Here is a 24993-nt window from a genome sequence, read left to right as displayed (position 1 = left end):
CGACGGGGCGCCCTCGGTCACCTTGGCGGCCTTACTGTGGGGCCTTGGTCATCCGCAGATAGGGCAGCACGGTCTCGAACTCGCCGAACTTGGCCTTGGCGTCCTCGTCCGAGAGCGTAGCCGGAATCACCACGTCCTGACCCACCTGCCAGTCGGCGGGTGTCGCCACACCCTTGCCGGTCGAGAGCTGCAGCGCGTCGAGCGCGCGCAGCACCTCGCCAAAGTTGCGACCCACCGTCATCGGATAAGTCATCGACAGCTTGAGCATTTTGTCAGGGCCGATGATGAACACCGCGCGCACGGTGGCGCTGTCGTTGGGGGTGCGGCCATCGGGGAGATAGGCCTCGGCGGGCAGCATGTCGAAGGCCTTGGAGATCTCCAGCCCGTCATCCGCGATGATCGGGAACTGCGGCGCGGCGCCACCGGCGGTCTCGATGTCCTTCTTCCAGCGTTTGTGCTCCTCCACGCCGTCCACGGAGACGCCCAGCACCTTGGTGCCGCGCTTCTTCCACTCGGCATCGAGTCGGGCCACGGCCCCGAACTCGGTGGTGCAGACGGGCGTGAAATCCTTGGGGTGGCTGAAAATGATCGCCCAGTCGTCGCCGATCCAGTCGTGCAGCGCAAAGCTGCCCTGATCCGTGGTCACGGTGAGGTTCGGGATCTCGTCATTGATGCGCAGGGCCATGTTCGCCTCCAATTTCACTGTTTACCCGGCCTACATAGGAAGCCTGCCCTCCGCTCGCCATAGCTTGCGGGGCAACCGGGGCGGTGACACTCTGCGCCGCGATACGGAGGAGATCCCATGATCGAGAAACGCGACTTTTACATCGACGGCCAATGGCGTGCGCCTGCGGCGGCCCGCGACTGCGCCGTCATCGATCCTTCGACCGAGGAGGCCTGCGCGGTGATTTCGCTGGGCGATCAGGCCGATACCGACGCCGCTGTCGCCGCCGCAAAACACGCGGGCCCCGGCTGGCGCGCGACGCCCCCCGCCGAGCGACGCGCTTTGGTCGAGCGCATCCTGAAGCAATATGAAGCGCGCGAGGAGGATCTGGCCCAGGCTATGAGCCTCGAGATGGGCGCACCGATCGACTTTGCCCGCTCCAGCCAGGCGACCGCCCTGCCCTGGCATCTCAAGAACTTCCTGCGCGCCTTCGACGAGGTCGAATGGCTGCGCCCCCTGGGCGCGCATGCCCCCGACACGATGATCTCGCTCGAGCCGATCGGCGTGGTGGGCCTGATCACGCCATGGAACTGGCCGATGAACCAGGTCACGCTCAAGGTGATCCCGGCGCTGCTCGCGGGTTGCACCGTGGTGCTCAAGCCCTCCGAGGAGGCACCGCTGTCGTCCATCGTCTTCGCCGAGATGCTCGACGCGGCCGGTGTGCCGCCGGGGGTGTTCAACCTCGTCAACGGCGATGGCGCGGGCGTCGGCACGCAGCTGTCGACCCACGCGGACGTGCAGATGATCTCCTTCACCGGCTCGACCCGCGCGGGCCGCGCCATTTCCAAGGCCGCCGCCGAAACCCTCAAGCGGGTGACGCTGGAGCTTGGCGGCAAGGGCGCGAACCTCGTCTTTGCGGACGCGGGCAAAGACGCGGTGGTGCGCGGCGTGCGGCACTGCATGCAAAACACCGGCCAGTCATGCAATGCGCCCACCCGGATGCTGGTCGAGCGCGGCTTTTATGACGAGGCGGTCGAGATCGCCGCCCGCACTGCGCAGGAGACCGCCGTCGGCCCGGCAAGCCAGCCCGGTCGCCACATCGGCCCACTCGTCAACAAGGCGCAGTGGGACAAGGTGCAGGGCTTGATCGAGACCGGCATCAAGGAGGGCGCGCGCCTCGTCGCGGGTGGCCCCGGCCTGCCCGAAGGCGTCAATCGTGGCTTCTTCGTGCGGCCAACGGTCTTTGCCGACGTGACCCGCGACATGACCATCGCGAACGAGGAGATCTTTGGCCCCGTTCTGTCGATCATGCCGTTCGAGGACGAGGCGCAGGCGATCGAGATCGCCAATGACACGCCTTACGGCCTGACCAACTACGTACAGTCCACCGACCCAGCGCGGCGCAACCGGCTCGCCCTTGCCCTGCATTCGGGCATGGTCGAGATGAACGGCAAATCGCGAGGTGCTGGCGCACCCTTCGGCGGCGTGGGCCAGTCGGGCCGCGCGCGCGAGGGGGGCATCTGGGGCATCGAGGAGTTCCTCGAGGTGAAGGCGATCTCCGGCTGGGGACTCGACGCCGCCGAATGAGACCGACGCGGGACGCACGCCCTGTTGCGTCCCGCCCCTCTCCGCGAGCCCCTTGGGGTCCACCGGGCGCAAGATCCGTGCTGTGCGGCCCTGCACGATCTTCGCGCTTGCGCCGGGGATAGTGCGCGGGCGCGGGCGCGCTATCTTGTGAAATAGCACCATAGGAGCCAAGCCATGTTGAACCAGATCCGGGGCCTGCACCACGTCACCTCGATGGCATCGGGGGCCCGCGCCAACAATGCCTTCTTCACCGACACCCTAGGGCTGCGCCGGGTCAAGAAGACGGTGAACTTCGACGCGCCGGACGTCTATCACCTCTATTACGCGGACGAGATCGGCACGCCGGGCACGGTGATGACCTATTTCCCCTTTCCGCAAGCGGGCCGGGGCCGTCGCGGCGCGGGTGAGGTGGCGATCACCTCTTTCGCCATCCCCGAAGGGGCCGCCGAGGCTTGGGAGAACCGCCTGCGCGAACGCCATGTCGATGGCCTTACCCGCGACACCGTCTTCGGTGCGCCGCGCGTGCTGTTCGACGGACCGGACGGCGAGCGTCTGGCGCTCATCGAAGCCAAGGGCGACGACCGCGCGCCTTGGACCGGCGGCGGCGTGGCCCGAGACATCGCGATCCGGGGCTTTCATTCCATCGAGATGCTGCTGCGCGACAAAGCCGCGACGGTGGAGCTGCTCCAGTTCATGGGCTACCGCGAGGCGGCCCGCGAGGGCGCCGTGACCCGCTACGAGATCGCGGGTGGCAACCCGGCGCACACCATAGACATCCGGGTCGACCCCGCGGCCCCGCGCGCGGCCCAAGGCGCGGGCTCGGTGCATCACATCGCCTTTGCGGTCGAAAACCGCGCGGCGCAGGCCGAGGTGGCCAAGAAGCTGGCCGAGAACGGCTGGCCCACCACACCTCAGATCGACCGCGACTATTTCTATGCCATCTACTTCCGCAGCCCCGGCGGCGTACTGTTCGAGGTGGCGACGAACGAGCCGGGCTTTGACCGCGACGAGGATCGTGCGCATCTGGGCGAGGCGCTGAAGCTGCCGTCGCAGCACGAGCACCTGCGCGCCGATCTGGAACGTCGGCTAGAGCCTCTTGGTGACGGCGCATGAACTACCATGCCGCCCGCACTCAAGGCCAACCTGGCGCGCCGATGGTGTTCACCTTCCACGGCACGGGGGGTGACGAGCACCAGTTCCACCGCCTCGGAACGCAGCTGATCCGGGGCGCGCATGTCGTCTCGCCGCGCGGCGAGGTGAACGAGGGCGGTGCGCTGCGTTACTTCCGTCGCAGCGCCGAGGGCGTCTACGACATGGACGACCTCGCGCGGCGGCGCGACGAGCTGATCCGCTTCATCGAGGCCGAGATCGCCCGCACCGGCTCCAAGCGCATCGTCGGCATCGGCTATTCCAACGGGGCGAACATCCTCGCCGCCATGGCACTGGAGCGGCCCGACGTCTTTGACGAGATGGTGCTGCTTCACCCGCTGATCCCCTGGACCCAGGCCCCGCAGCCGGGGCTGGCGGGTCGGCGCATCCTCGTCACCGCGGGCGAGCGCGACCCGATATGCCCTGAGCCGCAGACCCGGGCCTTCATTGCCTATCTGGAGGCGCAAGGCGCGCGGGTCACCCAAGCCTGGCACCCCAGCGGCCATGAGATCCGGCCCATGGAGTTCGACGCGTTGAAGGCCTTCTTCGCCTAGAACGGCGCCTTGGCGGTAAAGCGCATGCCGCGCCCGCCGTCGGGGTGACGAAATTGCAGCGTCTCGGAGTGCAACATCAGGCGCGGGTGATCCCGCGCCTCGCCTTCGGCATAGAACGGATCGCCCAAGATGGGGTGCCCGAGGGCCAGCATGTGCACGCGCAGCTGATGGCTACGACCGGTCTTCGGGCTGAGCCGCACCCGGCTTTCGGCATCGCTGGCACGCAGCACGCGCCAGTCGGTCACCGCCTGCCGCCCGTTCTCGTGATCCACCATCTGGCGCGGACGGTTCGGCCAGTCGACGATCAGCGGCAGATCGACGGTACCTGTCGCGGGCTCCAGACGTCCCTGCACCCGCGCCACATAGGTCTTCTTGGTCTGGCGCTTCTCGAACTGCAGCCCGAGGTGGCGCTGGGCATGCGGCGTCAGGGCAAAGACCATGACGCCCGAAGTGTCCCGATCGAGCCGATGCACCAAAAGCGCCATCGGATAAGCCTCCTGCGCGCGGGCCAGCAGGCAATCCGACAGGTGTTCGCCCTTGCCCGGCACGGACAACAGCCCCGCCGGTTTGCACAGGATCAGCACCTCGTGGTCCTCGTGGATCACCTCGAGCGGGTCCATCGGCGGGTCATAGGCGGTGCCGAAGTCGGGCGCGCGGTCCGGGTCGGGCTCTGGCGGGGTGTCAGGCGTCGGGGTCATGGGGCAGCGGTGCCACCACCCAGATCACCACGCAAGGGGTATCATGCGGATTGAGCCAAGACAGCGGCTCCCCGCGAGACCAGAAACTGTCGCCTGCCCCGACCACGTGATGCCGTCCACCGATCCAAATCTCGAACTCGCCTTCGAGCACGGTCCCCATCTCGAGCCTGCCTTTCCGCCCGGGAAGTTCGGAGGCGGATTGCGCGAGCAGGACGCTGCGATAGAACTCGATCCCGCCGATGACCGGCACCAGCAAATCATCCAATGCGCCGGTATTGTCGCCCGTGATTTCACGCCGTTGCCTGCGACGCAGCACGTCGCGTGTCTCCGCGCCGGCCTGAACACCTTGTCGGAACAACTGCGAGATCGGCATGTCGAAAGCACGCGCGAGGGCCGCGAGATCTGCGTAGCCGGGTTGAGAGCGGTCCCGCTCCACCTGGCTGATCCAGCCGGTGGAGCGGTTCACGAGGGCCGCGAGATCTGCGATCCTCAGGCCCCGCGAAATCCGCAAGCGGCGCAGGTCCTGCCCTAAACTGCCGCACTGAGGCGAGGCGTCACTCATAAACAAACCTGTCTTTTAGTACAGGCCACCGCCAACATGTGGCTCACGAAGGATTGCTTGGCAAACCAATTCGCCCAATTTCAACCTCAGATTGCGCGGAGAACACAGTTTCGAGCAGCGATTCGAGCCGTTCGGCGTCTTTTGCATCAAATGCCTCCGGTTGATCACTATCGATGTCGAACACCGCGAATACCTGACCGGACGCGTCCCGCAGGGGAATCACCAGCTCGGAACGGGTCGAAGCGGCGCAGGCGATATGGCCGGGAAAAGCGTCGACATCCGCCACGATCTGGGTGGTGCCGGTGCGCGCGGCGGCGCCGCAGACCCCCCGCTCGAACGGAATGGTCAGGCAACCGTGCCCGCCCTGATAGGGGCCGATCTTGAGAAGGCCGGGTTCGGTCACCCGGTAAAAGCCGGTCCAATCGAAGCGGTCGTCGGCATGGTGCAATTCGCAGACGATCGTCGCCATGAGGGCGATCTCGTCGGTCTCACCCTCGGTCAGGGCAAGGATGCGATCGCGCAATTCGTCAAATGGCATCGTCATCGTCATGGGTTGGCTCCGCATCGCGTCAATACAGAACACTGCACCGGCGGGATCACATCGCGCAACCTATCGGAAGCATAGGGTCAGTTCAGATCGACCTGCAGCGGATAATGACCATCCTCGAAAGGTCCGAAAAGATCGTCGAGATCGGGGTGATCGACCGGTTCACCGGAGTAATCGGCAACGAGGTTCTGCTCGCTTACATAGGCGACGTAGTAGCTCTGCGCATTCTCGGCGAGCAGGTGGTAGTAGGGCTGACCCTTGGCGGGACGGCTGTCCTCGGGGATCGCGAGATACCATTCCTCGGAATTCGAAAAGATCGCATCCACGTCGAACACGACACCGCGGAACGGATGCTTGCGATGGCGTACCACCTGTCCCAGAGAATATTTCGCGCGCGACTTCAGCATGGCAGACCGTCCTTTCCACCAGTATTACCCGCAAAGCCCCTCACAGGTCCATGCGAGGTGGTCAAGTAGGGGAGAAACAGTCCGTGAACCTGATCCTGACAGTGCTGGAGATCACCGCGCCGGTCTTTGCTCTCGCGCTGATCGGTTTTGTCTGGGTACGGCTGGGGCTGGCGTATGACGTGCCCTTCGTCAGCCGCATGGCGATGACCATCTCGGTGCCCTGTTTGATTTTCGTGGCCTTGATGCAGACCGAGATCGACCCCTCGGCGCTGGCCACCCTCTCGCTCGCCGCCTTCGCGAGCTACGCGGTTCTGGCGGCCATCTTCGCGGCGGTGGTCATGGTCCTGCGGCTCGACGTGCCCACCTACCTTGCGCCGCTCATTTTCGGCAACACCGGCAACGTCGGCCTGCCTTTGGCGCTGTTCGCCTTCGGTCAAGAAGGTCTGGGCTACGCGGTGGTGGTCTTCGCGGTGATGGCGATCGGCTCGTTCACCTTCGGGATCTGGCTGGTGGCCGGGCGCGGTTCGTTGGGCCGGGTGCTGCGCGAACCACTGGTCTGGGGCACGGTGCTGGGCGCGCTGTTCCTGTGGCAGGGCTGGCGGACACCGCAGGTCGTGACCAACACGCTGGAGCTGACGGGCCAGATGGCGATTCCGCTGATGCTGATAACGCTGGGCGTGGCGGTGGCGCGCCTTCGGCCCGGCACGCTGGCGCTCTCGACCTTGCTTTCGGCCGCCAAGATCGCGCTATGCGCGGGCGTCGCGGTGGCTCTCGGCCTGTGGTTCGGCCTGCCTTCCGTGGCTTTCGCGGTGCTGGTGCTGCAGATCTCGACCCCGGTGGCGGTCACCTCCTACCTCTTGGCCGAAAAATACGGCTCGGATGCGCAGGCGGTGGCGGGGCTCGTGGTCACCTCGACGCTGCTCTCAGTGATCGCTTTGCCGCTCATATTGGCAATCGTGATCGTCTAGGGCTACCTCCCCTGTTTCGCCGCCTGCCGGCTTCGGTTAGGCTCAAAAAAAAACGAACGCTTGCGAGGGGCAGATGAGCAGACTCTTTCGCGCCATGATTCTGTTGGCCGTCCTGGCCGGTTGCGGCCCACGCGATTTTGCCGCGCCGCGCGAGTTGGACGACGCCTGCAGCATCGTGCGCCAGCATCCCGACTATCTCCGTGCCTTCAAGGCGACCGAGCGCAAATGGGGCGTTCCGGTCCCGGTGCAGATGGCGATCATCTACCAAGAGAGCAAATTCATCGGCAACGCGCGCACGCCGTTCCAGTGGAAGCTCGGAGTGATCCCCGTGGGCCGTCAGTCCTCGGCCTATGGTTACAGCCAAGCGCTCGACGGCACTTGGGACGAGTACATGCAGCAGGAGGGCGGCTCCCGCCACAAGCGCGACGACATCGGCCATGCGACCAACTTCATGGGTTGGTACATGACCGGCACCACGCGCGAGTTGGGGATCCCGCTTTACGACACGCGCAACCAGTACCTCGCCTATCACGACGGTCGCGCGGGCTATCGGCGCGGCACCTGGAAATCCAAGGGGTGGCTGATCAACGTGTCGGACGCACTGGCCCGCCGGACCCTGCTCTACGACAGCCAGCTGCGCGCCTGCGGCAAGCGCTGAGTCATGAAGGGCGGTCCTCGGGACCGCCCTTTCTCGTTGCGACCCTAGCCCAACGATCTGCTGGGCATCGGGGCACGAGCGGCGCACCCTGTTGGCCCGGACCGCATGGCGGTCGACAGTGGGAGTATTTCGACATGTCCCGACAGGTTTTTCGTGAATGCAGCGGCACGGCCCTCGCCCTTCTCGTCGCGCTGAGCGCCACCTTCGCGTGGGCGCAGGACGACATGGCGCAGCCGATGCCGCCCAATATGATGGAATGGGGCGCGGGTCCGCCCACCCTGCCCGAGGGCGCCGAACTCGCGGTTCTGAGCGGCAATCCGATGGAAGGGGGTGCCTTCGTGGTGCGGCTGCGCTTTCCCGATGGCTACAGCGTGCCACCCCATACCCATCCGACGACCGAGAACGTGACGGTGATCTCCGGCACCATCCTGTTTGCGCATGGCGAAGACCCCGCCAGTGCCGAGACGCAGGACATCGCCGCGGGCGGTTTCATCATGATCCCGGCCGGTCATCCGCACAGGGCCGAGGCGCAGGGTGAAACGGTGATCCAGATCCACAGCGAGGGGCCGTTCGAGGTCAGCTATCTCGACCCGGCCGACGACCCGAGGAACCAGTAGCGCGAGCCTGGGGCAAGCCAAAGCAAAAGGGGCCACCGGCATGTTGCCGATGGCCCCCCTGATTACACCGGAAAGTGGATCACCACTTCGACATCTCGGAGCGGATGTTGAACTTCGAATCCGAGATCCCGGCACCGGGAACGAGGTCATTCACCACTACCGTGGTCTTCTGCCCGGCGTTGTCGGTGACGATCCACTGGCGCAGTTCCACCGGGTCGGAGGTGAACACCATCTGGATCGAGCCGTAGTCGGGATGCGCCGGGTCCTGCGCCGTCACTGTGGTCTTGGTGCCGTCGGAGGTGTGGCCCGTCACCATGCCGGCCCGCCCAAGGTCGACGTTGCGCTCGAGAATGATGTTGAGCGGCGTCTGGTTCAGCGGATAGCGCTCGGGTCCGGCGTTGGAGCGTGCGTCGAACACCGCCACCTGACCGCCACCGGCGATCATCATGGATTTGTCGCCCGCATACTCGAAGCGGATCCGGCCCGGACGCTTGATGTACATCGTGCCGGTCTGGATCGAGCCGTCGCCGTTGATCTGGGTAAAGCCCGAGGTCGCGGACTGAAGCTGGTTGAGATAGCCCGAAATCTCGCTCAGCGAAAGCTGGCGCGCAAAGGCTGGCCCGGCGGCGACCGCCAGAGAGGCGGCGGCGAGAGAGGCAAGAAAGCTGCGTCGGATCATGGTCATGCTCTCGTGGTCCTTCATGTCGTGGCCCCGATCGTGGGGCGTCTTGGTCCTCGATATAGGTCCGGTCTGCCCGAATGTCCGCCGCTAGGCGATATCGCGCGCTTCGCCAGCCGATGACCGAGCCACGAAAAAGCCCCCCACCCGGCGGGGTAGGGGGCTTAACTGATTGATATATCTGGAGCCTTCCCATGATCACGGGGGGCTCGCGCCGATGTCAGTGCACTTCGGGCACCAGCACTTCGCGCTTGCCGACATGGTTCGCCGCCGACACCACGCCCTGATCCTCCATCTGCTCCACGAGGCGCGCGGCTTTGTTGTAGCCGATGGCGAGCTTGCGCTGGATGTAAGAGGTCGAGCATTTGCGGTCCCGCGCGACGATCTGCACCGCCTGATCGTAGAGCGCGTCCTCGCTGTCCGAACCGCCCGTCGAAGAGCCGCCGCCCGCGAGGCCTAGCACCGCGTCGATGTCCGAGCTCTTGTCCTCGTCCGGGCCCTCGACCACGCCGCCGACGTAATCGGGCGGGCCGAAGCCCTTGAGGTAGGTCACGATCTCCTCGACTTCCTCGTCCGAGCAGAACGGCCCGTGCACGCGGGTGATCTTGGAGCCGCCGGCCATGTAGAGCATGTCGCCCATGCCCAGAAGCTGCTCGGCGCCTTGTTCGCCAAGGATCGTGCGGCTGTCGATCTTCGAGGTGACCGAGAAGGAGATCCGGGTCGGGAAGTTGGCCTTGATGGTGCCGGTGATGACATCCACGGACGGCCGCTGCGTCGCCATGATCAGGTGGATGCCGGAGGCCCGCGCCATCTGCGCGAGGCGCTGGATGCAGGCCTCGATCTCCTTGCCCGCAACCATCATCAGGTCGGCCATCTCGTCGACGATGACGACGATATAGGGCAGCACCTCGGGCTGGAACTCGTCGGTCTCGAAGATCGGATCGCCGGTCTCCTCGTCAAAGCCGGTCTGCACCGTGCGCGAGAACATCTCGCCCTTGGACAGCGCGTCCTTCACCCGGCCGTTGTAGCCGTCGATGTTGCGCACGCCCATCTTCGACATCTTGCGGTAGCGCTCCTCCATCTCGCCCACGACCCATTTCAGGGCAACGACCGCCTTCTTGGGGTCGGTGACAACCGGCGACAGCAGATGCGGGATGCCGTCATAGACGCTGAGTTCCAGCATCTTTGGGTCGATCATGATCAACCGGCATTCCTCGGGCGAGAGCTTGTAGAGCAGCGACAGGATCATCGTGTTGATCGCGACCGACTTGCCCGATCCGGTGGTGCCCGCGATCAGCAGGTGTGGCATCTTGGCGAGGTTGGCGATCACCGGCTCACCGCCGATGTCCTTGCCCAAAGCCAGCGGCAGCTTCATCTGGTTGTCGCCATAGTCGCGCGCGGTGAGGATCTCGCGCAGGGCCACCATCTCGCGCTTGATGTTGGGCAGTTCGATGCCGATGACCGAGCGGCCCGGCACGGTCGAGACCCGCGCCGATAGCGCGGACATCGAGCGCGCGATGTCGTCAGCCAGACCGATGACGCGGCTGGCTTTGAGGCCCGGCGCGGGCTCAAGCTCGTACATGGTGACCACGGGTCCGGGGCGGACAGAGACGATCTCGCCCTTCACGCCGTAATCCTCGAGCACGCTTTCGAGCATGCGTGCGTTTTCCTCGAGCTGCGCGTCCGGCAGATGGTGCCGTTCGATGGCCGAAGGATCCATCAGCAGATCAAGCGGCGGGTATTCATAGTCGGGATAGGCCACCTGCGGCGCGGCGGGCTGGCTGGGCGGCGGCACCGGGGCGGGCTGCGGCGCGGCGCGGGCGATCTCGGCGGCCGGCCCCATCGTGCGTGCGGCGACGGTGGGCGCCGCCGGGGCGGCCCGCTGCGCGGACAGCGCGGGGCTTGCGGCCGGCGCTACAGACTCGCGCCGCGCCGCCAGCGGCGGTTCGGCGGCGCGCGGCACCACGGGGGCCGCCTCAGGCACGGGTTCAGGATCGGCGGCGAAATCGTCGATGTCGTCGATGGCCCCGTCGGCGGTGCTGTCTTCGGCCTCGCGCGCATCCCCCTGGTCGGTGCGGTCCTGCGACCAGCCTGCGTCCCATCCCGCCGACGCGTCATCGGATGGCGTCTCGTATCCATCGGTCTCGAGCAGCTCGGCCTCGGGCTCAGGCGTCACACCGAAGATGTCCGGGTCGGCGGCCCGGCGCGCCAGCGGCGGCTCGACCCGTGGGGCTGCCGGTGCGGCGGCGGCGGCCTGTGCGGCACGCGCGGGCGCGGCGATCGCATGGGCCACGGCGGCCAGACCGGCGCCTGCCGCCGCGCTCGCGGCGGCGCGCGGGCTGTTGGTGATTACGAGAGGTTGCGGGCCACGGCCCCGCGTCAGCGCCGGTTCGATCCGCCCGTTCTGGAATGGCGGCATGCTCGTCTGACCGGTGCGCGCCCGGATCGCGTCGGAGATGCGCGAACGAATGCGATCATCGTCGCCTCCGCGCGGCGCAGCGGTCAGCGGCGGCTCGACCGGCTCGGTGGCGGGCGTCTCGCGGGCCTCACCACGGCGCAGCAGCTGCGGCATGCGCGACAGCAGCCCGCCCGCTGGCTCGTCGCTGCGCTGCGGACGCGGCGGCGCGGCAAGCGTGCCCGGCGGTGCGGGCGGCAGACGGCGCGCGGGCGCTGCCGGCTCCTCGAACGCACCCTCGTCCTGCGCGTCCCAGCTCTCGAGCGGCGGCGCGGGCGGCACCGGCGCACGCGCGGGCATCGCCGTTTGGGCGCGGGGCATCACACGGCTGATCGCGGGCGGCATGCGCGGCGCGGTGGGCCCCTCGATCAACGCCTCCTCGTCCCAGCCGTCGGCCTCGTCGGTTACGGCGGGGGCGTGGGGTCCGGGCGCTGCCTCGACGCTCGTCGTGGCCATACGCTTGGCCGCATGGGCGCGCACCACCGCCGAAACGCGCTGTGTCTGGCTCGGCTCGGGCACGGCGCGGGCGGCGGCCTCTTCCTCGGCGGCGACGGCGGCATCACGGCGCATCTGCTCGCGCCGGGCCTCGATCTCGTCGCCAATGCGTCCACGCAGCACCTCGGCGGCACGCATCGACACCGTGGCCCCGCGCCCCATCAGCCGCAGGCCGAGCGCATAGGCCAACACCAGTCCCAGCAGCAGGAGCCGCCACAGCCCTTGCGTCTCCTCGCGCGTAAAACCGGTGACAAAAGCCCCGGCGGCAAGCGTGCCCGCCCCCAGAAGCAGCGCCAGCAGGTTCACGCCAAACCCTGCCCCGAAGGGCAGCACCGTGAGCAACAGCCCCAGCACCGTGTCGCCAAACAGACCACCGAGGCCGAAGTTGTGGCTCCAGCCGTCGGGCGGCGTCAGCGTCGCGGCAAAGACCGAGGCCAGCGCCACGACGATCGGCGCGAAGGTCAGCCGCGACATCGCCCGCTCTTCGCCACGGTGCAGCGTCAGCCGCGTGCCCCACAAGAGGAACACCAAAGGCAGCATCCACGCGCCGCGTCCGACGATCATCACGATGGGCTGCGCCAGCGAAGCGCCGAAGCGCCCGAGCCAGTTCTGCACCGGCGCGTCGGAGGCCAGCATCCAGTTGGGATCGTCCGGAGAATAGGAGCCGATCATCATCGCGATCATCAGCCCGATGGCGATCAGCGCGAGACCGAGCAGCTCCTTGCCGCGCTTTTCCAGCGCCGCCTGCGTGTTGCTGTCGAGCAGGGGCTCGCGCCCCCTCGTCTGATACGCCATGTCGCTCGTCCTCTCGTCAGTCGTAGAGGCAGGCGCGGAGTGTCTCCAACCCGCGCTGCATCTCATCCGCCGGGGCCACCATGGCGACCCTGACATATCCCTTGCCGGGATTTTCTCCGTTCACGTCGCGCCCCAGATAGGCACCGGGAAGCACCCGCACCCCCGTCTCGCGCCACAGTCTCAGCGCCGCCGCCTCGCCGTCCTCGACCGGAAGCCACAGGAAGAACCCGGCCTCCGGGGCGGCGTAGCCCGGCACATCGCCCAACACCGCGTCGGCGATGTCGTATTTCGCGGCATAGAGCGCGCGATTCTCCACCACGTGGTCCTCGTCCGACCACGCCTTGCCGGCCACCGCCTGCAAGGGCAGCGGCAGCGGTGCTCCGGCATAGTTCCTGAGCTGGCGCATCCGGCGGATCGATTCGGGGCCGCCCGCGGCAAAGCCCGCGCGCAGGCCAGGCAGGTTCGAGCGCTTGGACAGCGAGTTGAACACCACCAGCCGCTCGGGGTCGGCCCCCATGGCCTTGGCCACGGCCAGAGCGCCCGGCGGCGGGGTGTCGCGCCAGATCTCGGAGTAGCATTCGTCGGCAAAGACGCGGAAATCATGGCGCTCGGCCAGCTCCATCAAACGCTTGAGATAGCTCTCGGACGCTACGGCGCCCTGCGGGTTCGAGGGCGAGCAAAGGTAGAAGATCGCCGCGCCGTCCAGCGTCTCGGGCGCGATCGCATCGAGATCGGGCAGAAAGCCCGTGGCCGAGGTGGCGGGCAGGTATCGCGGCTCCGCCCCGACCGAGAGCGCGGCCACGGCATAGACCTGATAGAAGGGGTTGGGGATCAGCACCAAGGGGCGCTGCCCGGCCTTGGCCTCGGGGCACAGCGCCATGGCGGCGTTGTAGAGACCTTCGCGCGTGCCGTTGAGCGCCAGCAGGCGGTCGGGCGACACGGCGATGCCATAGCGGCGCGAAATCCAGCCCGAGATCGCGCCCAGAAGCATCTCCGAGCCTTCGTTCACGGGATATTTGCCAAAGCCCGCCGCAGCCGCGGCGATGGTCGGGCCGACCCAGTCGGGATAGGGGTGCTGCGGCTCGCCGATGGTCATGGCAAGCGGCGCGCCGCCCGGCTTGTGCGAATCAAGCAGGCTCCGCAGACGCGGAAACGCATAGTCCGGTAGGTCCGAGAACCGATCGGGGAAATCCATTGCTGCCTCATGAACGGGGGTCATGCCAGTGCCCCTCTTGGCACGAAACTACCCGCCCGGGCAGCACGATGTCCAGCATTCGCCCCCTCCCCGCCCCTCATGTGTCTTTCCGGCCAAGTCGGTGTCGCCGCGGCCACCGACCAAACGCCCCTGCCCGCCCTCCGGCAATGCCGCGCCGCATGGACAAACCCGGCCCCCGCCCCATAGTCAGCGCCATGACCCATGACAGCGACATCCTCATCGCGGGCGGCGGCCTTAACGGCCCGGTTCTGGCGCTCGCACTGGCCCATGCGGGCTTTTCGGTTACCCTCGTGGACGCCACCCCGCCGACAAAGGACGCGGGCGACTTCGACGGTCGGGCCTATGCCATCGCCGCAGGCTCGCGGCGAATGCTGGCACGGCTTGGCCTCTGGGCACCGCTCGCGGCCAAAGCGCAGGCGATGACCGAGATCAAGGTCACCGACGGACGCGCGGGCGACGGCCCCGCGCCGTGGTGGCTGCATTTCGATTCGGCCGAGATCGAGGACGGCCCAATGGGCCACATGGTCGAAGACCGGCATCTGCGCGCCGCCTTGGACGCAGCGCTGGAGGCGGCCGAGGATGTGACACGCCGCGCGCCCGAGACGGTGGTGGCCCAAGAGGTGACGCCGGGCGGCGTCTCGGTGACGCTCGGCTCGGGCGAGGTGCTGCGCGCCGGGCTTCTGGTGGGCTGCGATGGCCGTGCCAGCGGCACCGCGGCGCGCGCGGGCATTCGTCGGCACGGTTGGGGCTATGGGCAGACCGCGATCACCTGCGCGGTAGAGCATGCCCTGCCACATCACGGCATCGCGCATCAGTTCTTCATGCCCGGCGGCCCGCTGGCAATCCTGCCGCTGACCGGCAACCGAAGCTCGCTTGTCTGGAGCGAGCGCACGGAGCGCGCCGAGCGGATCGCGGCGTTGGATGATGCGGGTTTTCTTGCGGCGCTGCGCCCGGCCTTCGGCGGGTTTCTGGGCGAGATTGACCTCGTCGGTGCGCGCGGGCTGTTTCCACTGGGGCTGAGCCTTGCCGAACGCCTCACCGGGCCGCGGGTGGCGCTGGTGGGCGACGCGGCGCACGGGCTGCACCCGGTCGCGGGTCAGGGGCTCAACGCCGGGCTGCGCGACGTGGCCGCGCTGGCGCAGGTGCTGCGCGAGGCACGGCAGCGCGGCGAGGACACAGGCAGCGCGCAGGTGCTGGAGCGCTACGCGCGCTGGCGGCGGTTCGACACGGCAACGCTGGCGGCGACGACCGACCTCACGACGCGACTGTTCTCCAACGACAACCCGCTGTTGCGACTGGCGCGCGATGCCGGGATGGGCGCGATCAACGCGATCGCGCCGCTGCGGCGCGCGATGATCCGCGAGGCCGCGGGGCTGACCGGCGAACTGCCCGAATTGATGCGCTAGGCTTGTCCCTGCCCTCGCACGCGGCTCACTCTAGCGCGCGCGCCTCGTCGGCAAGCATCACCGGGATGCCGCCCCGGATCGGATAGGCGAGGTTGGCGGCGCGGCTGACCAGCTCCTGGCGGTCGGCATCATAGCTCAACGGGCCTTGGGTCTGCGGGCAGACAAGCGCTTCGAGCATGCGCCGGTCAAAGGCGGCCCGGCCCGCGCGCGGGTTGGGACCGGGGTCGGGGATCGGGTCCACCGGCGGCACCGGAGAGGGCGGCAGATCGCCCGGCAGGTTCGGATCATCGCTCATTGCATCGTCTCCTCTCCCGAGCCGCCGTGCAGGGCGAACTCGATCAGCGTCACCAACGTCTCACGCCGTTCAACGAGCGTCGGCGATTCCAAGAGCGCCTGACGCTCCTCGCACTCAAATGGGCAGAGCATCGACAGCGAGTTAATCAAAAGCTCGTCCTCGGCCTCGTCGAGGCTCTCCCAGTCGGTCGACAGCCCCCGTTCCTCGAAGAACCGGCCCAGAAGCTTCAGGAAACTTTCGCGCTGCAGCCCCGGATCGGTCTCGACCGCGCCGCGGTCGCGCTCGAACCCGGCCCAGTTCACCTCGCAGCGCCGGTAGGGGGTGAACCCCTCGACCTCGTGGCGGACCCTGAAGCGCGAGATGCCCGACAGGGTGATCATGTAGCGCCCGTCCTCGGTCTCGGAAAAGGCGGTGAGCCGCCCGGCGCAGCCGATATCGTGCAGCCGCGTCTCGCCCGTGGCCGAATCGTAGGGCTGGATCATGCCCATCAGCCGGTGCGGCGTCTTCATCACATCCTCGATCAGCGCGAGGTAGCGCGGCTCGAAGATGTGCAGCGGCAGACGCGCACGCGGCAACAGCAAGGCCCCCGGTAGCGGGAAGACCGGGATCGTGTCGGGGAGATCGACGCCTGTCATCATGCGGGGCGACCTAGCCTGCCGTACCGCTCAGGCAAATATCATCGACGACAGCTTACGCCGACCGGCGAGCGCGATCGGGTCCTTGGCGGGCAGCGCCTCGAAAATGGTGAACATCTGGGTCTTGGCGGCGCCGTCGTTCCACTTGCGGTCGCGGCGGAAGATCTCTAGCAGCTGGTCCACCGCCTCGGCGGTCTCGCCCTTGGCATGCAGCGCCGTCGCGAGGTCGTAGCGGGCTTGTAAGTCGGCCGGATCGGCTTCGACCTTGGCGCGCAGCTCGGCCACGGGACCGGCGTTGCTGGCCTGACGGGCCAGCGCGATCTGCGCATGCGCGGCATCGAGCTCGGGCGTGCGGGCGATCTCAGCGGGGGCCCCGTTGAGGATCGCCTCGGCCTGATCGACCTGGTCCAGCGCCAGATGCGCGCGCACGAGGCCCGCATAGGCGCTTGCGGTCTTGTCGTCCTCTTGCAGGATCGCGCCAAAAACCTCGGCTGCGCCTACGGCGTCACCCTCCTCGAGCATGGCCTCGGCGGCCTCGATGGCCTCGGCCAGACCGCCGTCTTCCTCACCGCCGCCCAGCGCCACCAGCTTGCTGACGAAGGCGTCGATCTCCGAGCCGGGCAGCGCGCCTTGAAACCCGTCGACTGGCTGGCCTTGCCAGAAGGCATAGACCGTGGGGATCGACTGCACCTGAAGCTGGCCCGCGTAGGCCTGATTCCGGTCGACGTCGATCTTGACCATCTTCACCTCGCCACCGGCCTTGGTGACGGCCGCTTCGAGCGCCGGGCCCAGCGTTTTGCACGGCCCGCACCACGGCGCCCAGAAATCGACGATCACCGGAACGGTCTTGGAGGTTTCGACCACGTCCTGCATGAAGCTGGCGTCAGAGCCCTCGCGGATCAGATCGTCCTTGGAGGCTGCGGGGGCGGCGGAGGCGCTGTCGTTGAGACCGAGCATGAATGGCTCCTGCTGTAATGTGCGGCCCTGTGCGGGCGGTGTTCCAAAGCGAGTATATGTGCGCCCGATGCAGGCGCGCCAAGCCCTAGAGGTCGAAGCTGGCGAAGACCGGGGCATGGTCGGAGGGTTTCTCCCAGCCGCGCGCCGATTTCAGCACCCGGCTGCCATGCGCCGCATTGGCGATGTCGGAGGTGGCCCAAACGTGGTCGAGCCTGCGGCCCCGGTCGGCGCTTTCCCAATCTTTGGCGCGGTAGGACCACCACGAATAGAGCTGCCCCTCGGGGATGTCCTGCCGGGTCACATCGACCCAGTCGCCCGACTCCTGCACCTGCGCGAGGTGCTCGATCTCGATCGGCGTATGGCTGACGATCTTGGTGAGCTGCTTGTGATTCCAGACGTCGTCCTCGCGCGGGGCGATGTTGAGATCGCCGACAAGGATCGCGCGCTCGGGCTTCTGGCCGTGAAAATCGTCGCGCATATGGGTGAGGTAGTCGAGCTTCTGGCCGAACTTCACGTTCTTCTCGCGGTCCGGCTCGTCACCGCCCGCCGGGACATAGAAGTTGTGGATCGTAACGCCGTTTTCCAATCTTCCGCAGATATGCCGGGCGTGGCCGAGGTTCGCATGGTCATGCGCGCAGACCTCCTCGATCGGCAGCCGCGACAGGATCGCTACCCCGTTGTAGCCCTTTTGCCCGCGCGCGATCATGTAATCGTAGCCCAACGCCCGAAAGGCCTCGAGCGGGATCTTCTCGACCGGGCTCTTGCACTCCTGCAGGCAGAGCACGTCCGGCCCTTCCTCCTGCAGAAGGCGGCTTACCAGCGTTTCGCGCAGGCGGACCGAGTTGATGTTCCAAGTGCAGAGCGAAAAAGGCATGCGCGGTCTCCGGCTGTCGGGCCGGGCCTGCCTAGCCTCTCGCGCCCTCGATGGCCACCCGCGGGTCTCAGGGCTGGATCGTATAGCTCTCGGAGACGCAGACATCGACCCGGTCGGGCACCATCGCGCCGTCGGAGAACAGCATCAGCAAATCATAGAGGCATTCGTTGACGTTGCGGATGGTGACATCGGCGTTGCGCCCCGAGGGCACCACGTAATCGCCCAGCAGGTCGTCGCGCCAGTATTCGTCCGTCACCGGCGACGCGAACATGCGCACGAGATCGACTCCAGAGCGATTGCGCACGCGCAAGGTCTCGGTCTCGGCCAAGGCGGTGGTCCCGAACAGCGGGAGCAGCGTGGCGGCGAGGGCGAGAAAGCGGAACGCGGGCATCGGGATCTCCTGTTGGCTATCCCCCCAGCCTACCTCTGCGCGCCATGCAACCCCAGAGGCGTTTGCCCCCGCTCACGGGCTCGCGACCGGGGACCTGTCGACATCCGGGCTGCAAGACAAAGAAAAGCCGGGCGCGGGGCCCGGCCAGGTCAACAGTCAGAGGTTATGGCGTGACCCTGCCACGGGGCTTCGGCAGGGCAACGCGCGGTCCTCGCCCCGGTTCCACTCCGTTCAGGCAACGAGCCGATACCCGCCGGATTCGGTCACCAGCAGCCGCGCGTTCGAGGGATCGGGTTCGATCTTTTGACGCAACCTATAGATGTGCGTCTCCAGCGTATGCGTGGTAACGCCCGCATTATACCCCCACACCTCGTGCAACAGCACATCGCGCGCCACCACGCCCTCGGAGGCGCGGTAGAGGTACTTGAGGATGTTGGTTTCCTTTTCGGTCAGGCGGATCTTGCGGTCGTCCTCGGTGACGAGGAGTTTTTGCGCAGGCCGAAAGCTGTATGGCCCAAGCTGGAACACCGCATCCTCGGATTGCTCGTGCGTGCGCAGCTGCGCCCGGATGCGAGCGAGCAGCACCGGAAACTTGAACGGCTTGGTGATGTAGTCGTTGGCGCCCGCGTCGAGGCCGAGGATGGTGTCGCTGTCGCTGTCGTGGCCGGTGAGCATGATGATCGGGCATTTCACGCCCTGCTTGCGCATCACCCGACACAGCTCTCGCCCATCGGTGTCGGGCAGGCCGACATCGAGGATTACCAGATCGAACAGCCCGGCCTTGGCCTGCGCCATGGCCTCGTGGCCGTTGCCCGCCTCGAAGACATCGAAATCCTCGGTCATGACAAGCTGTTCGCTCAGCGCCTCGCGCAGGTCGTCCTCGTCGTCCACCAAAAGGATCTTCTTCACTTGTGCCATCTCGACGCCTCCATGACCTACCGGCTCTACAGATGTGTAACGATCTCGTGTGCCTCAAGTTTCGTGTCGATCTCTCACGTCGAGTTGTCGCCGTCCGCGGAAATGTTACAGTCGCCTCCCGCGCCGGGGTGCTCCGGCCTGCCACAAGGATGCGCCGATGCCCTTTCGCCCCGATCCCGTCGAGCGCCGCGCCCGTGCGCTGGCCGATCTGCGGCTCGGGGTGCCGGTGGTGCTGGGCGGGGCCTCGGGCGCGCTGGTGCTGGCCGCCGAGACGGCCGGCCCCGATCGGCTTGCCGCATTGCGCGCCATGGGCGGCGCGCCGGTGCTGGCGATCACGGGGCGGCGGGCAGCGACGCTGCGCGCGCGGGCCTATGATGGAGACATCGCGCGGGTGGTTCTGCCCGAGGGTGCCGATTGCGCCTGGGTGCGGGCCGTGGCCGACCCGGCGGGCGATCTGAACACGCCGATGAAGGGGCCGCTGCGGACTTTGCGCGAGGGCGGGGCCGAGACGCACCGCGCCGCGATCGCGCTGGTCAAGGCGGCGCGCTTGCTCCCTGCGGCACTTGTGCTTCCGCTGGATGACGCCGCGGGCTTTGCGAGCACGCATGAGCTGACCCGTCTGGATCTGCCCCTGCCCCCCGCCGTGACGCCCGCCTATGCGCCGGTGGCCGCCGCCCGGCTGCCGATGGCGGCGGCAGAGCGGGGACGGCTGCACGTGTTTCGGCCCGGCGACGGTGGCGAAGAGCATTATGCGGTCGAGATCGGCAAGCCCGCGCGGGATTCCGCGCCTTTGGTGCGGCTGCATTCGGCCTGCTTCACCGGCGACGTGCTGGGCTCGCTCAAATGCGATTGCGGCCCGCAGCTTCACGCGGCGCTCGACCAAATGGGCGAGGCTGGCGAAGGGGTGCTGCTGTATCTCAACCAAGAGGGCCGCGGCATCGGGCTGGCCAACAAGATGCGCGCCTATTCCTTGCAGGATCAGGGGTTCGACACGGTCGAGGCGAACCACCGCCTTGGCTTTGAGGATGACGAGCGCGATTTCCGTATCGGCGCCGAGATCCTGAAGCGGCTGGGCTTTGCCCGCATCCGCCTGCTCACCAACAACCCCAACAAGGTCGCGCGCATGGCCGAGGCCGGGATCGCGGTCGAGGAACGGGTCCCGCTCAAGGTGGGCAAGGGCGTGCACAACCACCATTACCTCGCCACCAAGGCGGCCAAGTCGGGGCATCTGCTATGATCCATTCCGCCGCCGATCTCGTTCTTACCCGTCGCGGCCTGCGGGTCTTGGGACGCATCTTGCCCTGCTCGATCGGCAAGGGCGGCATCCGCGCCGACAAGCGCGAAGGAGACGGTGCCACGCCCGTGGGTGAGCATCGCATCACCGGCATGTTCTACCGCCCCGACCGCCTGCCCGTACCGCGCCCCTGGGCGAGACCGATCCGGCCCGGCGACCTGTGGTCGGATGCCTCTGGCCATACGGCCTACAACAGCCTCGTGCGCGCCCCCTACCCCGCCAGTCACGAGGTGATGCGCCGGGCCGATCCGCTCTATGACATCGTGCTGATCACCGATTGGAACGAGGAGGGCGCGACCGGGCGCGGCTCGGCGATCTTTCTGCACCAGCGTCGCCGCGCAGGCTATCCGACCGAAGGATGCGTGGCCTTCGCGCGCTCCGACCTGATCTGGCTTGCCCGGCATATCGTGCCCGGCGCGCGGCTGATCGTGCGCTAGGCCACTTTACTCTTCAAATACTCAACACCCGCCACTGGCCCCGATATCAGGCCGCTGGTCAGTTGAGCGTCTCGGGCAGGCTCAGCCCGCGCAGCGCCGCCTCGGCCTGCATCGGTTTCTTGCCTTCGCGCTGGATCTCCAGAAGCTCCACCGCCCCGCCGCCACAGGCGATGGTGGCGGGGCCGATCACCGCGCCCGGCGCAGCGTCGCCCGGTCCCGAGACGGCGCGCAGGATCTTCAGCCGCTCCTCGCCCGCCATGCACCACGCGCCGGGAAACGGCGACAGCGCGTTGACGTGCCGCGCGACATGGGCGGCGGTGCGGCTCCAGTCGATGCGGGCCTCGGCCTTGTCGATCTTGGCGGCATAGGTGACGCCCGCATCAGACTGCGTCTCGGGCCGCAGCGTGTCGATCTCGCGCAATGCCTCGACCACGAGCCTGCCGCCCATCCGCGCCAGCCGGTCGTGCAGGTCGGATGCGGTGTCGGTCGCGCCGATCGGCGTCGCCTCGCGCAAGAGCACCGGCCCGGTGTCGAGCCCGGCCTCCATCCGCATGATGCACACACCGGTCTCGTTGTCGCCCTCCATGATCGCACGCTGGATCGGCGCGGCGCCGCGCCAGCGCGGCAGCAGCGAGGCGTGGATGTTGAGACAGCCCCGCGTTGGTGCATCGAGCACCGGCTGCGGCAGGATCAGCCCGTAGGCCACGACCACGGCGATATCGGCGCCCAGTGCTGCGAATTCGGCCTGCGCCTCGGCGCTCTTGAGCGAGACCGGATGCCGCACTTCGATCCCCAGATCCTCGGCGCGGGCCTGTACGGCCGAGGGTCGGGGCTTCTTGCCGCGCCCCGCCGGGCGCGGGGGCTGGGTGTAGACGCAGACGATCTCATGATCCGCGCGCACGAGCGCATTAAGCGCCACGACCGAGAACTCCGGGGTGCCCATGAAGACGACGCGCATCAGGAGAGCTTCCTTGCCTTGGCGACCAGACGGTCACGCTTGAGCCGGCTCAGCCGGTCAAAATACATGCGCCCGTCCAGATGGTCGATCTGGTGCTGCAGCGAGGTCGCCCAGAGACCGACAAAGTCGCGCTCCTCGATCTCGCCCGCCGCATTGAGAAACCGCGCGGTGACGGCGCGGGGGCGCGAGATGACGGCGGAGACGCCGGGCAGGTTGGGCGAGGCTTCTTCATGCTCGCGCAGCTGCGCGCTGGCATGCAGCACTTCGGGGTTGGCCATGCGCACCGCCTTTCCGCGCCCGTCCGAGGCATCGACCACCGCAAGACGCAGGCCCACGCCGATCTGCGGCGCGGCGAGGCCGACGCCGGGCATGGCGTCCATGGCCTCGATCATCTCGTCCCAGAGGCCACGGATTTCGTCCGTGATCGCCTCGACCGGGGCGGCGGGACGGCGCAGCACGGGGTGCGGCCAGCGCAGGATGGGGCGGGTCATTCGAGGTCTTCCTCTTCATGGCGGTCAATGCACAGGATGCCGTCCAGATGATCGAGCTCGTGCTGGATGCAGGTGGCCTCGATGCCCTCAAACGCGGCCTCGTGGCCAAGACCCGTCAGATCCTGCCATTTCAGCGTCACGCGGGCCGGGCGGCGGACGCGGCAAGGCGTGTCGGGGATCGACAAGCAACCCTCCTCGCGCAGCACGGTGTCTTGGGAGGCCTGCGTGATCTCGGGGTTCACGAAGACCTTGGGCGCTGGGTCGCCCTCGCGCCAGTCGACATCCGTGACGAAGATTCGCATCGGTAGCCCGACCTGCGGCGCGGCCAACCCGCGACCGGGGGCGTCGTACATCGTCTCGATCATGTCGGCGGCGAGCTTGGAGAGCGTCGCGTCGAACAGCGCGACGGGCTGCGCCTTGGCGCGCAGCACCGGGGCGGGATGCAGGACGATGTCGAGCACGGCCATCAGCCGCGCGCCCGCTCGCGCTTAAGCTTGACCATCTTGCGGGTGATCATCTGCCGCTTCATCGGTTTGAGATAATCGATGAAGAGCCGGCCATCGAGATGGTCGATCTCGTGCTGCACGCAGGTGGCCCAGAGCCCGTCGAAGCGTTCGGTGTGGGTCTTGCCATCGAGGCCAAGCCACTGCACTTCGACCTCGGCCGGGCGCTCGACTTCGGCGAACTGCTCGGGGATCGAAAGGCAGCCTTCCTCGTAGACCGAGCGGCTCTCGGAGGCCCAGGTGACGCTCGGGTTCACCAGCACCATCGGGCGGGCGGTCTCCTCGTCTTCCTTGGCGGCGTCCATGACGAGCAACCGGCTCATCTGGCCGATCTGCGGCGCGGCGAGGCCGATGCCCGGCGCGTCGTACATGGTCTCGAGCATATCGTCGGCGAGACGGCGGATCTCGTCGGTGATGGCGGGCACCGGATCGGCCACGGTCTTGAGACGCGGGTCGGGGTGAATGAGGATGGGGCGCAATGTCATGGCGCCGATCTAGGGCCAAGCGACGCGCAAGGCAACACGCGGGCCCTTGCACGCCCTACCCGGCCCGTGCAGCCTCTGGGGCGCGACCAACAGGAGACCGCCATGAGCCTCGACCGCCCCGCCGCCCCCGACTTCGACGAGATCATCGACCGGCGCGGCACCAATTGTTCCAAGTGGGACAGCATGGAGAAGGTCTATGGCGTCAGCCCCCGCGAGGGGATCGCCATGTGGGTCGCGGACATGGATTTCCGCCCCCCCGCCTGTGTGCAGCGCGCGGTCGAGGAGATGGCCGCGCATGGCATCTATGGCTACGCCGCCACCGACGACGCCCAGCGCGAGGCGATCGGCTGGTGGATGGACCGCCGCCATGGCTGGCGGCCCGATGCGGGCGACATCTTCACCACGCATGGTCTCGTCAACGCCACCGGCGTCTGCGTCGACGCCTTTACCGATCCGGGCGACGGCGTGGTGCTGTTCACTCCAGTCTACCATGCCTTCGCGCGGGTGATCCGCGCCGCCGGGCGCGAGGTGGTCGAATGCCCGCTTGCGCTGGACCATGGCCGCTACGTGCCCGATTTCGACGCGTGGGACGCGATGATGACGGGCCGCGAAAAGATGATGATCTTGTGCTCGCCCCAGAACCCCGGCGGTCGGGTCTGGAGCCGGGCCGAGCTCGAGGGATGGGCCGCGTTCGCGCGGCGGCACGATCTGATCCTCATCTCCGACGAGATCCACTGCGACCTGACCATGCCGGGCGTTACGCATACGGCGATGACGCGGATCGAAGGCGTGGCCGACCGGTTGGTGATGCTGACCGCGACGACCAAGACCTTCAACATCGCGGGCGCGCATATCGGCAACGTCATCGTATCGGACCCGGCGCTCAAGGCGCGGTTTTCAGCGCGTATGTCGGCGCTGGGCCTGTCACCTAATAGCTTTGGCCTTGCCATGGCGACAGCGGCGATGTCGCCCGAGGGAATGGACTGGCTGGAGGCGCTGCGCGGCTATCTCGACGGCAACCGGCGATTGTTCGAGGCGGGCGTGGCGCAGATCCCCGGCGTGACGCCGATGACGCTCGAATCCACCTATCTCGAATGGGTCGATTTCTCGGGCACCGGCATGACCCGCGAAGAGGTGCTGCGGCGGATTGAGGGCGATGCGAAGATCGCGGTGAACCACGGCACCAGTTTCGGACTGGGGGGCGAGAGCTACCAACGGTTCAACATCGCCACGCCCCGCGCGCGGGTGGCCGAGGCGGTGACCCGGCTGCAGGAGGCGTTTTCGGACCTGCAGTGATG

28 protein-coding genes are annotated in these 24993 nt (G+C 67.4%); 10 read left to right on the top strand and 18 right to left on the bottom strand.

The features are described from left to right. Positions 1–31: 31 nt before the first annotated feature. Positions 32–685 (bottom strand): peroxiredoxin, encoded by a 654-nt coding sequence (locus tag AADJ02_RS00790; RefSeq protein WP_341211097.1) that lies wholly within the window; start codon positions 683–685, stop codon positions 32–34. 117 nt (positions 686–802) lie between these two features. Here AADJ02_RS00790 and AADJ02_RS00785 point away from each other — a divergent pair, with 117 nt between their 5' ends. The 3 genes from AADJ02_RS00785 (at position 803) to AADJ02_RS00775 (ending at position 3954) form a co-directional block, all read left to right on the top strand. Then, complete coding sequence (locus tag AADJ02_RS00785; protein ID WP_341211096.1) at positions 803–2251, top strand: aldehyde dehydrogenase family protein; 1449 nt, start codon at positions 803–805, stop codon at positions 2249–2251. A 174-nt stretch (positions 2252–2425) separates the two neighbouring features. Beyond that, positions 2426–3364: a ring-cleaving dioxygenase gene (locus AADJ02_RS00780; RefSeq protein ID WP_341211095.1), complete on the top strand. Its 939-nt coding sequence runs from the start codon at positions 2426–2428 to the stop codon at positions 3362–3364. After that, positions 3361–3954, top strand: coding sequence for an alpha/beta hydrolase (locus tag AADJ02_RS00775; protein ID WP_341211094.1), 594 nt, complete (start codon positions 3361–3363; stop codon positions 3952–3954). The genes AADJ02_RS00780 and AADJ02_RS00775 overlap by 4 nt, the downstream gene beginning before the upstream one ends. On the opposite strand, the gene AADJ02_RS00770 is transcribed toward AADJ02_RS00775, so the two are convergent. From AADJ02_RS00770 to hspQ, 4 genes are all read right to left on the bottom strand, one after another. Next, positions 3951–4574: an RluA family pseudouridine synthase gene (locus AADJ02_RS00770; RefSeq protein ID WP_341211398.1), complete on the bottom strand. Its 624-nt coding sequence runs from the start codon at positions 4572–4574 to the stop codon at positions 3951–3953. The genes AADJ02_RS00775 and AADJ02_RS00770 overlap by 4 nt on opposite strands. Positions 4575–4635: 61 nt before the next feature. Then, positions 4636–5214, bottom strand: coding sequence for an XRE family transcriptional regulator (locus tag AADJ02_RS00765; protein WP_341211093.1), 579 nt, complete (start codon positions 5212–5214; stop codon positions 4636–4638). Between the two features lie 43 nt (positions 5215–5257). Continuing rightward, positions 5258–5764 carry a GAF domain-containing protein gene (locus tag AADJ02_RS00760; RefSeq protein ID WP_341211092.1) on the bottom strand — a complete coding sequence of 169 codons (507 nt, stop codon included), beginning with the start codon at positions 5762–5764 and terminating at the stop codon, positions 5258–5260. A 77-nt stretch (positions 5765–5841) separates the two neighbouring features. Continuing rightward, entirely contained in the window at positions 5842–6168 is a 327-nt protein-coding gene (gene hspQ, locus AADJ02_RS00755) for a heat shock protein HspQ (RefSeq protein ID WP_341211091.1), read from the bottom strand. Between the two features lie 83 nt (positions 6169–6251). Here hspQ and AADJ02_RS00750 point away from each other — a divergent pair, with 83 nt between their 5' ends. The 3 genes from AADJ02_RS00750 (at position 6252) to AADJ02_RS00740 (ending at position 8411) form a co-directional block, all read left to right on the top strand. Further along, the gene (locus tag AADJ02_RS00750; protein ID WP_341211090.1) at positions 6252–7136 is read left to right on the top strand and encodes an AEC family transporter; all 885 of its coding nucleotides are present in this window, start codon (positions 6252–6254) and stop codon (positions 7134–7136) included. A gap of 73 nt (positions 7137–7209) precedes the next feature. Beyond that, on the top strand, positions 7210–7794 hold the full coding sequence (locus tag AADJ02_RS00745) for a transglycosylase SLT domain-containing protein (RefSeq protein WP_341211089.1): 585 nt from the start codon (positions 7210–7212) through the stop codon (positions 7792–7794). A 134-nt stretch (positions 7795–7928) separates the two neighbouring features. Continuing rightward, a complete protein-coding gene (locus AADJ02_RS00740) occupies positions 7929–8411 on the top strand; it encodes a cupin domain-containing protein (protein WP_341211088.1) in 483 nt (160 codons plus the stop codon). Between the two features lie 79 nt (positions 8412–8490). Here the strand turns inward: AADJ02_RS00740 and AADJ02_RS00735 are convergent, their stop codons facing one another. From AADJ02_RS00735 to AADJ02_RS00725, 3 genes are all read right to left on the bottom strand, one after another. Next, positions 8491–9096 carry an outer membrane lipoprotein carrier protein LolA gene (locus tag AADJ02_RS00735; protein WP_341211087.1) on the bottom strand — a complete coding sequence of 202 codons (606 nt, stop codon included), beginning with the start codon at positions 9094–9096 and terminating at the stop codon, positions 8491–8493. Positions 9097–9310: 214 nt separating this feature from the next. After that, a complete protein-coding gene (locus AADJ02_RS00730) occupies positions 9311–12835 on the bottom strand; it encodes a DNA translocase FtsK (RefSeq protein ID WP_341211086.1) in 3525 nt (1174 codons plus the stop codon). Between the two features lie 16 nt (positions 12836–12851). Then, complete coding sequence (locus AADJ02_RS00725; RefSeq protein ID WP_341211397.1) at positions 12852–14030, bottom strand: aminotransferase class I/II-fold pyridoxal phosphate-dependent enzyme; 1179 nt, start codon at positions 14028–14030, stop codon at positions 12852–12854. A gap of 215 nt (positions 14031–14245) precedes the next feature. Here AADJ02_RS00725 and AADJ02_RS00720 point away from each other — a divergent pair, with 215 nt between their 5' ends. Next, positions 14246–15457 (top strand): UbiH/UbiF/VisC/COQ6 family ubiquinone biosynthesis hydroxylase, encoded by a 1212-nt coding sequence (locus AADJ02_RS00720; protein WP_341211085.1) that lies wholly within the window; start codon positions 14246–14248, stop codon positions 15455–15457. Positions 15458–15482: 25 nt separating this feature from the next. On the opposite strand, the gene AADJ02_RS00715 is transcribed toward AADJ02_RS00720, so the two are convergent. From AADJ02_RS00715 to AADJ02_RS00690, 6 genes are all read right to left on the bottom strand, one after another. After that, positions 15483–15635: a Trm112 family protein gene (locus tag AADJ02_RS00715; protein ID WP_341211396.1), complete on the bottom strand. Its 153-nt coding sequence runs from the start codon at positions 15633–15635 to the stop codon at positions 15483–15485. A 113-nt stretch (positions 15636–15748) separates the two neighbouring features. Continuing rightward, a complete protein-coding gene (locus AADJ02_RS00710; protein ID WP_341211084.1) occupies positions 15749–16390 on the bottom strand; it encodes an LON peptidase substrate-binding domain-containing protein in 642 nt (213 codons plus the stop codon). 27 nt (positions 16391–16417) lie between these two features. Further along, a complete protein-coding gene (locus AADJ02_RS00705) occupies positions 16418–17344 on the bottom strand; it encodes a co-chaperone YbbN (RefSeq protein WP_341211083.1) in 927 nt (308 codons plus the stop codon). An 85-nt stretch (positions 17345–17429) separates the two neighbouring features. Next, positions 17430–18218: an exodeoxyribonuclease III gene (locus AADJ02_RS00700; RefSeq protein WP_341211082.1), complete on the bottom strand. Its 789-nt coding sequence runs from the start codon at positions 18216–18218 to the stop codon at positions 17430–17432. 67 nt (positions 18219–18285) lie between these two features. Further along, entirely contained in the window at positions 18286–18609 is a 324-nt protein-coding gene (locus AADJ02_RS00695; RefSeq protein WP_341211081.1) for a hypothetical protein, read from the bottom strand. Positions 18610–18840: 231 nt separating this feature from the next. Beyond that, positions 18841–19527: a response regulator transcription factor gene (locus tag AADJ02_RS00690; protein WP_341211080.1), complete on the bottom strand. Its 687-nt coding sequence runs from the start codon at positions 19525–19527 to the stop codon at positions 18841–18843. A 157-nt stretch (positions 19528–19684) separates the two neighbouring features. On the opposite strand from AADJ02_RS00690, the gene ribA reads away from it, so the two are divergent. Both ribA and AADJ02_RS00680 read left to right on the top strand, forming a co-directional pair. After that, positions 19685–20764 (top strand): GTP cyclohydrolase II, encoded by a 1080-nt coding sequence (ribA, locus tag AADJ02_RS00685; protein ID WP_341211079.1) that lies wholly within the window; start codon positions 19685–19687, stop codon positions 20762–20764. Further along, complete coding sequence (locus AADJ02_RS00680) at positions 20761–21258, top strand: L,D-transpeptidase family protein (RefSeq protein ID WP_341211078.1); 498 nt, start codon at positions 20761–20763, stop codon at positions 21256–21258. The genes ribA and AADJ02_RS00680 overlap by 4 nt, the downstream gene beginning before the upstream one ends. 58 nt (positions 21259–21316) lie before the next feature. Here AADJ02_RS00680 and fmt read toward each other — a convergent pair whose 3' ends face one another. The 4 genes from fmt to def (AADJ02_RS00660) are packed head-to-tail and all read right to left on the bottom strand — an operon-like array spanning position 21317 to position 23695. Then, complete coding sequence (fmt, locus tag AADJ02_RS00675; RefSeq protein WP_341211077.1) at positions 21317–22216, bottom strand: methionyl-tRNA formyltransferase; 900 nt, start codon at positions 22214–22216, stop codon at positions 21317–21319. After that, entirely contained in the window at positions 22216–22707 is a 492-nt protein-coding gene (gene def / locus AADJ02_RS00670) for a peptide deformylase (protein WP_341211076.1), read from the bottom strand. The genes fmt and def (AADJ02_RS00670) overlap by 1 nt, the downstream gene beginning before the upstream one ends. Then, positions 22704–23174 (bottom strand): peptide deformylase, encoded by a 471-nt coding sequence (gene def, locus AADJ02_RS00665; RefSeq protein ID WP_341211075.1) that lies wholly within the window; start codon positions 23172–23174, stop codon positions 22704–22706. The genes def (AADJ02_RS00670) and def (AADJ02_RS00665) overlap by 4 nt, the downstream gene beginning before the upstream one ends. Then, the gene (gene def, locus AADJ02_RS00660) at positions 23174–23695 is read right to left on the bottom strand and encodes a peptide deformylase (RefSeq protein ID WP_341211074.1); all 522 of its coding nucleotides are present in this window, start codon (positions 23693–23695) and stop codon (positions 23174–23176) included. The genes def (AADJ02_RS00665) and def (AADJ02_RS00660) overlap by 1 nt, the downstream gene beginning before the upstream one ends. A gap of 102 nt (positions 23696–23797) precedes the next feature. Here def (AADJ02_RS00660) and AADJ02_RS00655 point away from each other — a divergent pair, with 102 nt between their 5' ends. Then, positions 23798–24991 (top strand): PatB family C-S lyase, encoded by a 1194-nt coding sequence (locus AADJ02_RS00655; RefSeq protein ID WP_341211073.1) that lies wholly within the window; start codon positions 23798–23800, stop codon positions 24989–24991. Positions 24992–24993 lie beyond the last annotated feature (2 nt).

The organism is uncultured Limimaricola sp. (assembly GCF_964022235.1).
Lineage (GTDB): Bacteria > Pseudomonadota > Alphaproteobacteria > Rhodobacterales > Rhodobacteraceae > Limimaricola.
Note: the sequence above shows the minus strand (reverse complement) of the source record. Positions and strands in the feature narration are given on the sequence as shown.

What these genes read in the sequence shown, in the direction of transcription:
- AADJ02_RS00785 (WP_341211096.1), top strand. Translation starts at nt 803, where the DNA reads ATGATCGAGAAACGCGACTTTTACATCGACGGCCAATGGCGTGCGCCT.
- AADJ02_RS00695 (WP_341211081.1), bottom strand. Translation starts at nt 18,609, where the DNA reads ATGCCCGCGTTCCGCTTTCTCGCCCTCGCCGCCACGCTGCTCCCGCTG.
- AADJ02_RS00655 (WP_341211073.1), top strand. Translation starts at nt 23,798, where the DNA reads ATGAGCCTCGACCGCCCCGCCGCCCCCGACTTCGACGAGATCATCGAC.
- hspQ (WP_341211091.1), bottom strand. Translation starts at nt 6,168, where the DNA reads ATGCTGAAGTCGCGCGCGAAATATTCTCTGGGACAGGTGGTACGCCAT.
- AADJ02_RS00680 (WP_341211078.1), top strand. Translation starts at nt 20,761, where the DNA reads ATGATCCATTCCGCCGCCGATCTCGTTCTTACCCGTCGCGGCCTGCGG.
- AADJ02_RS00710 (WP_341211084.1), bottom strand. Translation starts at nt 16,390, where the DNA reads ATGATGACAGGCGTCGATCTCCCCGACACGATCCCGGTCTTCCCGCTA.
- AADJ02_RS00735 (WP_341211087.1), bottom strand. Translation starts at nt 9,096, where the DNA reads ATGACCATGATCCGACGCAGCTTTCTTGCCTCTCTCGCCGCCGCCTCT.
- AADJ02_RS00770 (WP_341211398.1), bottom strand. Translation starts at nt 4,574, where the DNA reads ATGGACCCGCTCGAGGTGATCCACGAGGACCACGAGGTGCTGATCCTG.
- AADJ02_RS00690 (WP_341211080.1), bottom strand. Translation starts at nt 19,527, where the DNA reads ATGGCACAAGTGAAGAAGATCCTTTTGGTGGACGACGAGGACGACCTG.
- AADJ02_RS00745 (WP_341211089.1), top strand. Translation starts at nt 7,210, where the DNA reads ATGAGCAGACTCTTTCGCGCCATGATTCTGTTGGCCGTCCTGGCCGGT.
- AADJ02_RS00790 (WP_341211097.1), bottom strand. Translation starts at nt 685, where the DNA reads ATGGCCCTGCGCATCAATGACGAGATCCCGAACCTCACCGTGACCACG.
- def (WP_341211076.1), bottom strand. Translation starts at nt 22,707, where the DNA reads ATGACCCGCCCCATCCTGCGCTGGCCGCACCCCGTGCTGCGCCGTCCC.
- AADJ02_RS00705 (WP_341211083.1), bottom strand. Translation starts at nt 17,344, where the DNA reads ATGCTCGGTCTCAACGACAGCGCCTCCGCCGCCCCCGCAGCCTCCAAG.
- AADJ02_RS00780 (WP_341211095.1), top strand. Translation starts at nt 2,426, where the DNA reads ATGTTGAACCAGATCCGGGGCCTGCACCACGTCACCTCGATGGCATCG.
- def (WP_341211075.1), bottom strand. Translation starts at nt 23,174, where the DNA reads ATGGCCGTGCTCGACATCGTCCTGCATCCCGCCCCGGTGCTGCGCGCC.
- ribA (WP_341211079.1), top strand. Translation starts at nt 19,685, where the DNA reads ATGCCCTTTCGCCCCGATCCCGTCGAGCGCCGCGCCCGTGCGCTGGCC.
- def (WP_341211074.1), bottom strand. Translation starts at nt 23,695, where the DNA reads ATGACATTGCGCCCCATCCTCATTCACCCCGACCCGCGTCTCAAGACC.
- AADJ02_RS00730 (WP_341211086.1), bottom strand. Translation starts at nt 12,835, where the DNA reads ATGGCGTATCAGACGAGGGGGCGCGAGCCCCTGCTCGACAGCAACACG.
- AADJ02_RS00700 (WP_341211082.1), bottom strand. Translation starts at nt 18,218, where the DNA reads ATGCCTTTTTCGCTCTGCACTTGGAACATCAACTCGGTCCGCCTGCGC.
- fmt (WP_341211077.1), bottom strand. Translation starts at nt 22,216, where the DNA reads ATGCGCGTCGTCTTCATGGGCACCCCGGAGTTCTCGGTCGTGGCGCTT.
- AADJ02_RS00740 (WP_341211088.1), top strand. Translation starts at nt 7,929, where the DNA reads ATGTCCCGACAGGTTTTTCGTGAATGCAGCGGCACGGCCCTCGCCCTT.
- AADJ02_RS00760 (WP_341211092.1), bottom strand. Translation starts at nt 5,764, where the DNA reads ATGACGATGACGATGCCATTTGACGAATTGCGCGATCGCATCCTTGCC.
- AADJ02_RS00715 (WP_341211396.1), bottom strand. Translation starts at nt 15,635, where the DNA reads ATGCTCGAAGCGCTTGTCTGCCCGCAGACCCAAGGCCCGTTGAGCTAT.
- AADJ02_RS00765 (WP_341211093.1), bottom strand. Translation starts at nt 5,214, where the DNA reads ATGAGTGACGCCTCGCCTCAGTGCGGCAGTTTAGGGCAGGACCTGCGC.
- AADJ02_RS00775 (WP_341211094.1), top strand. Translation starts at nt 3,361, where the DNA reads ATGAACTACCATGCCGCCCGCACTCAAGGCCAACCTGGCGCGCCGATG.
- AADJ02_RS00725 (WP_341211397.1), bottom strand. Translation starts at nt 14,030, where the DNA reads ATGGATTTCCCCGATCGGTTCTCGGACCTACCGGACTATGCGTTTCCG.
- AADJ02_RS00720 (WP_341211085.1), top strand. Translation starts at nt 14,246, where the DNA reads ATGACCCATGACAGCGACATCCTCATCGCGGGCGGCGGCCTTAACGGC.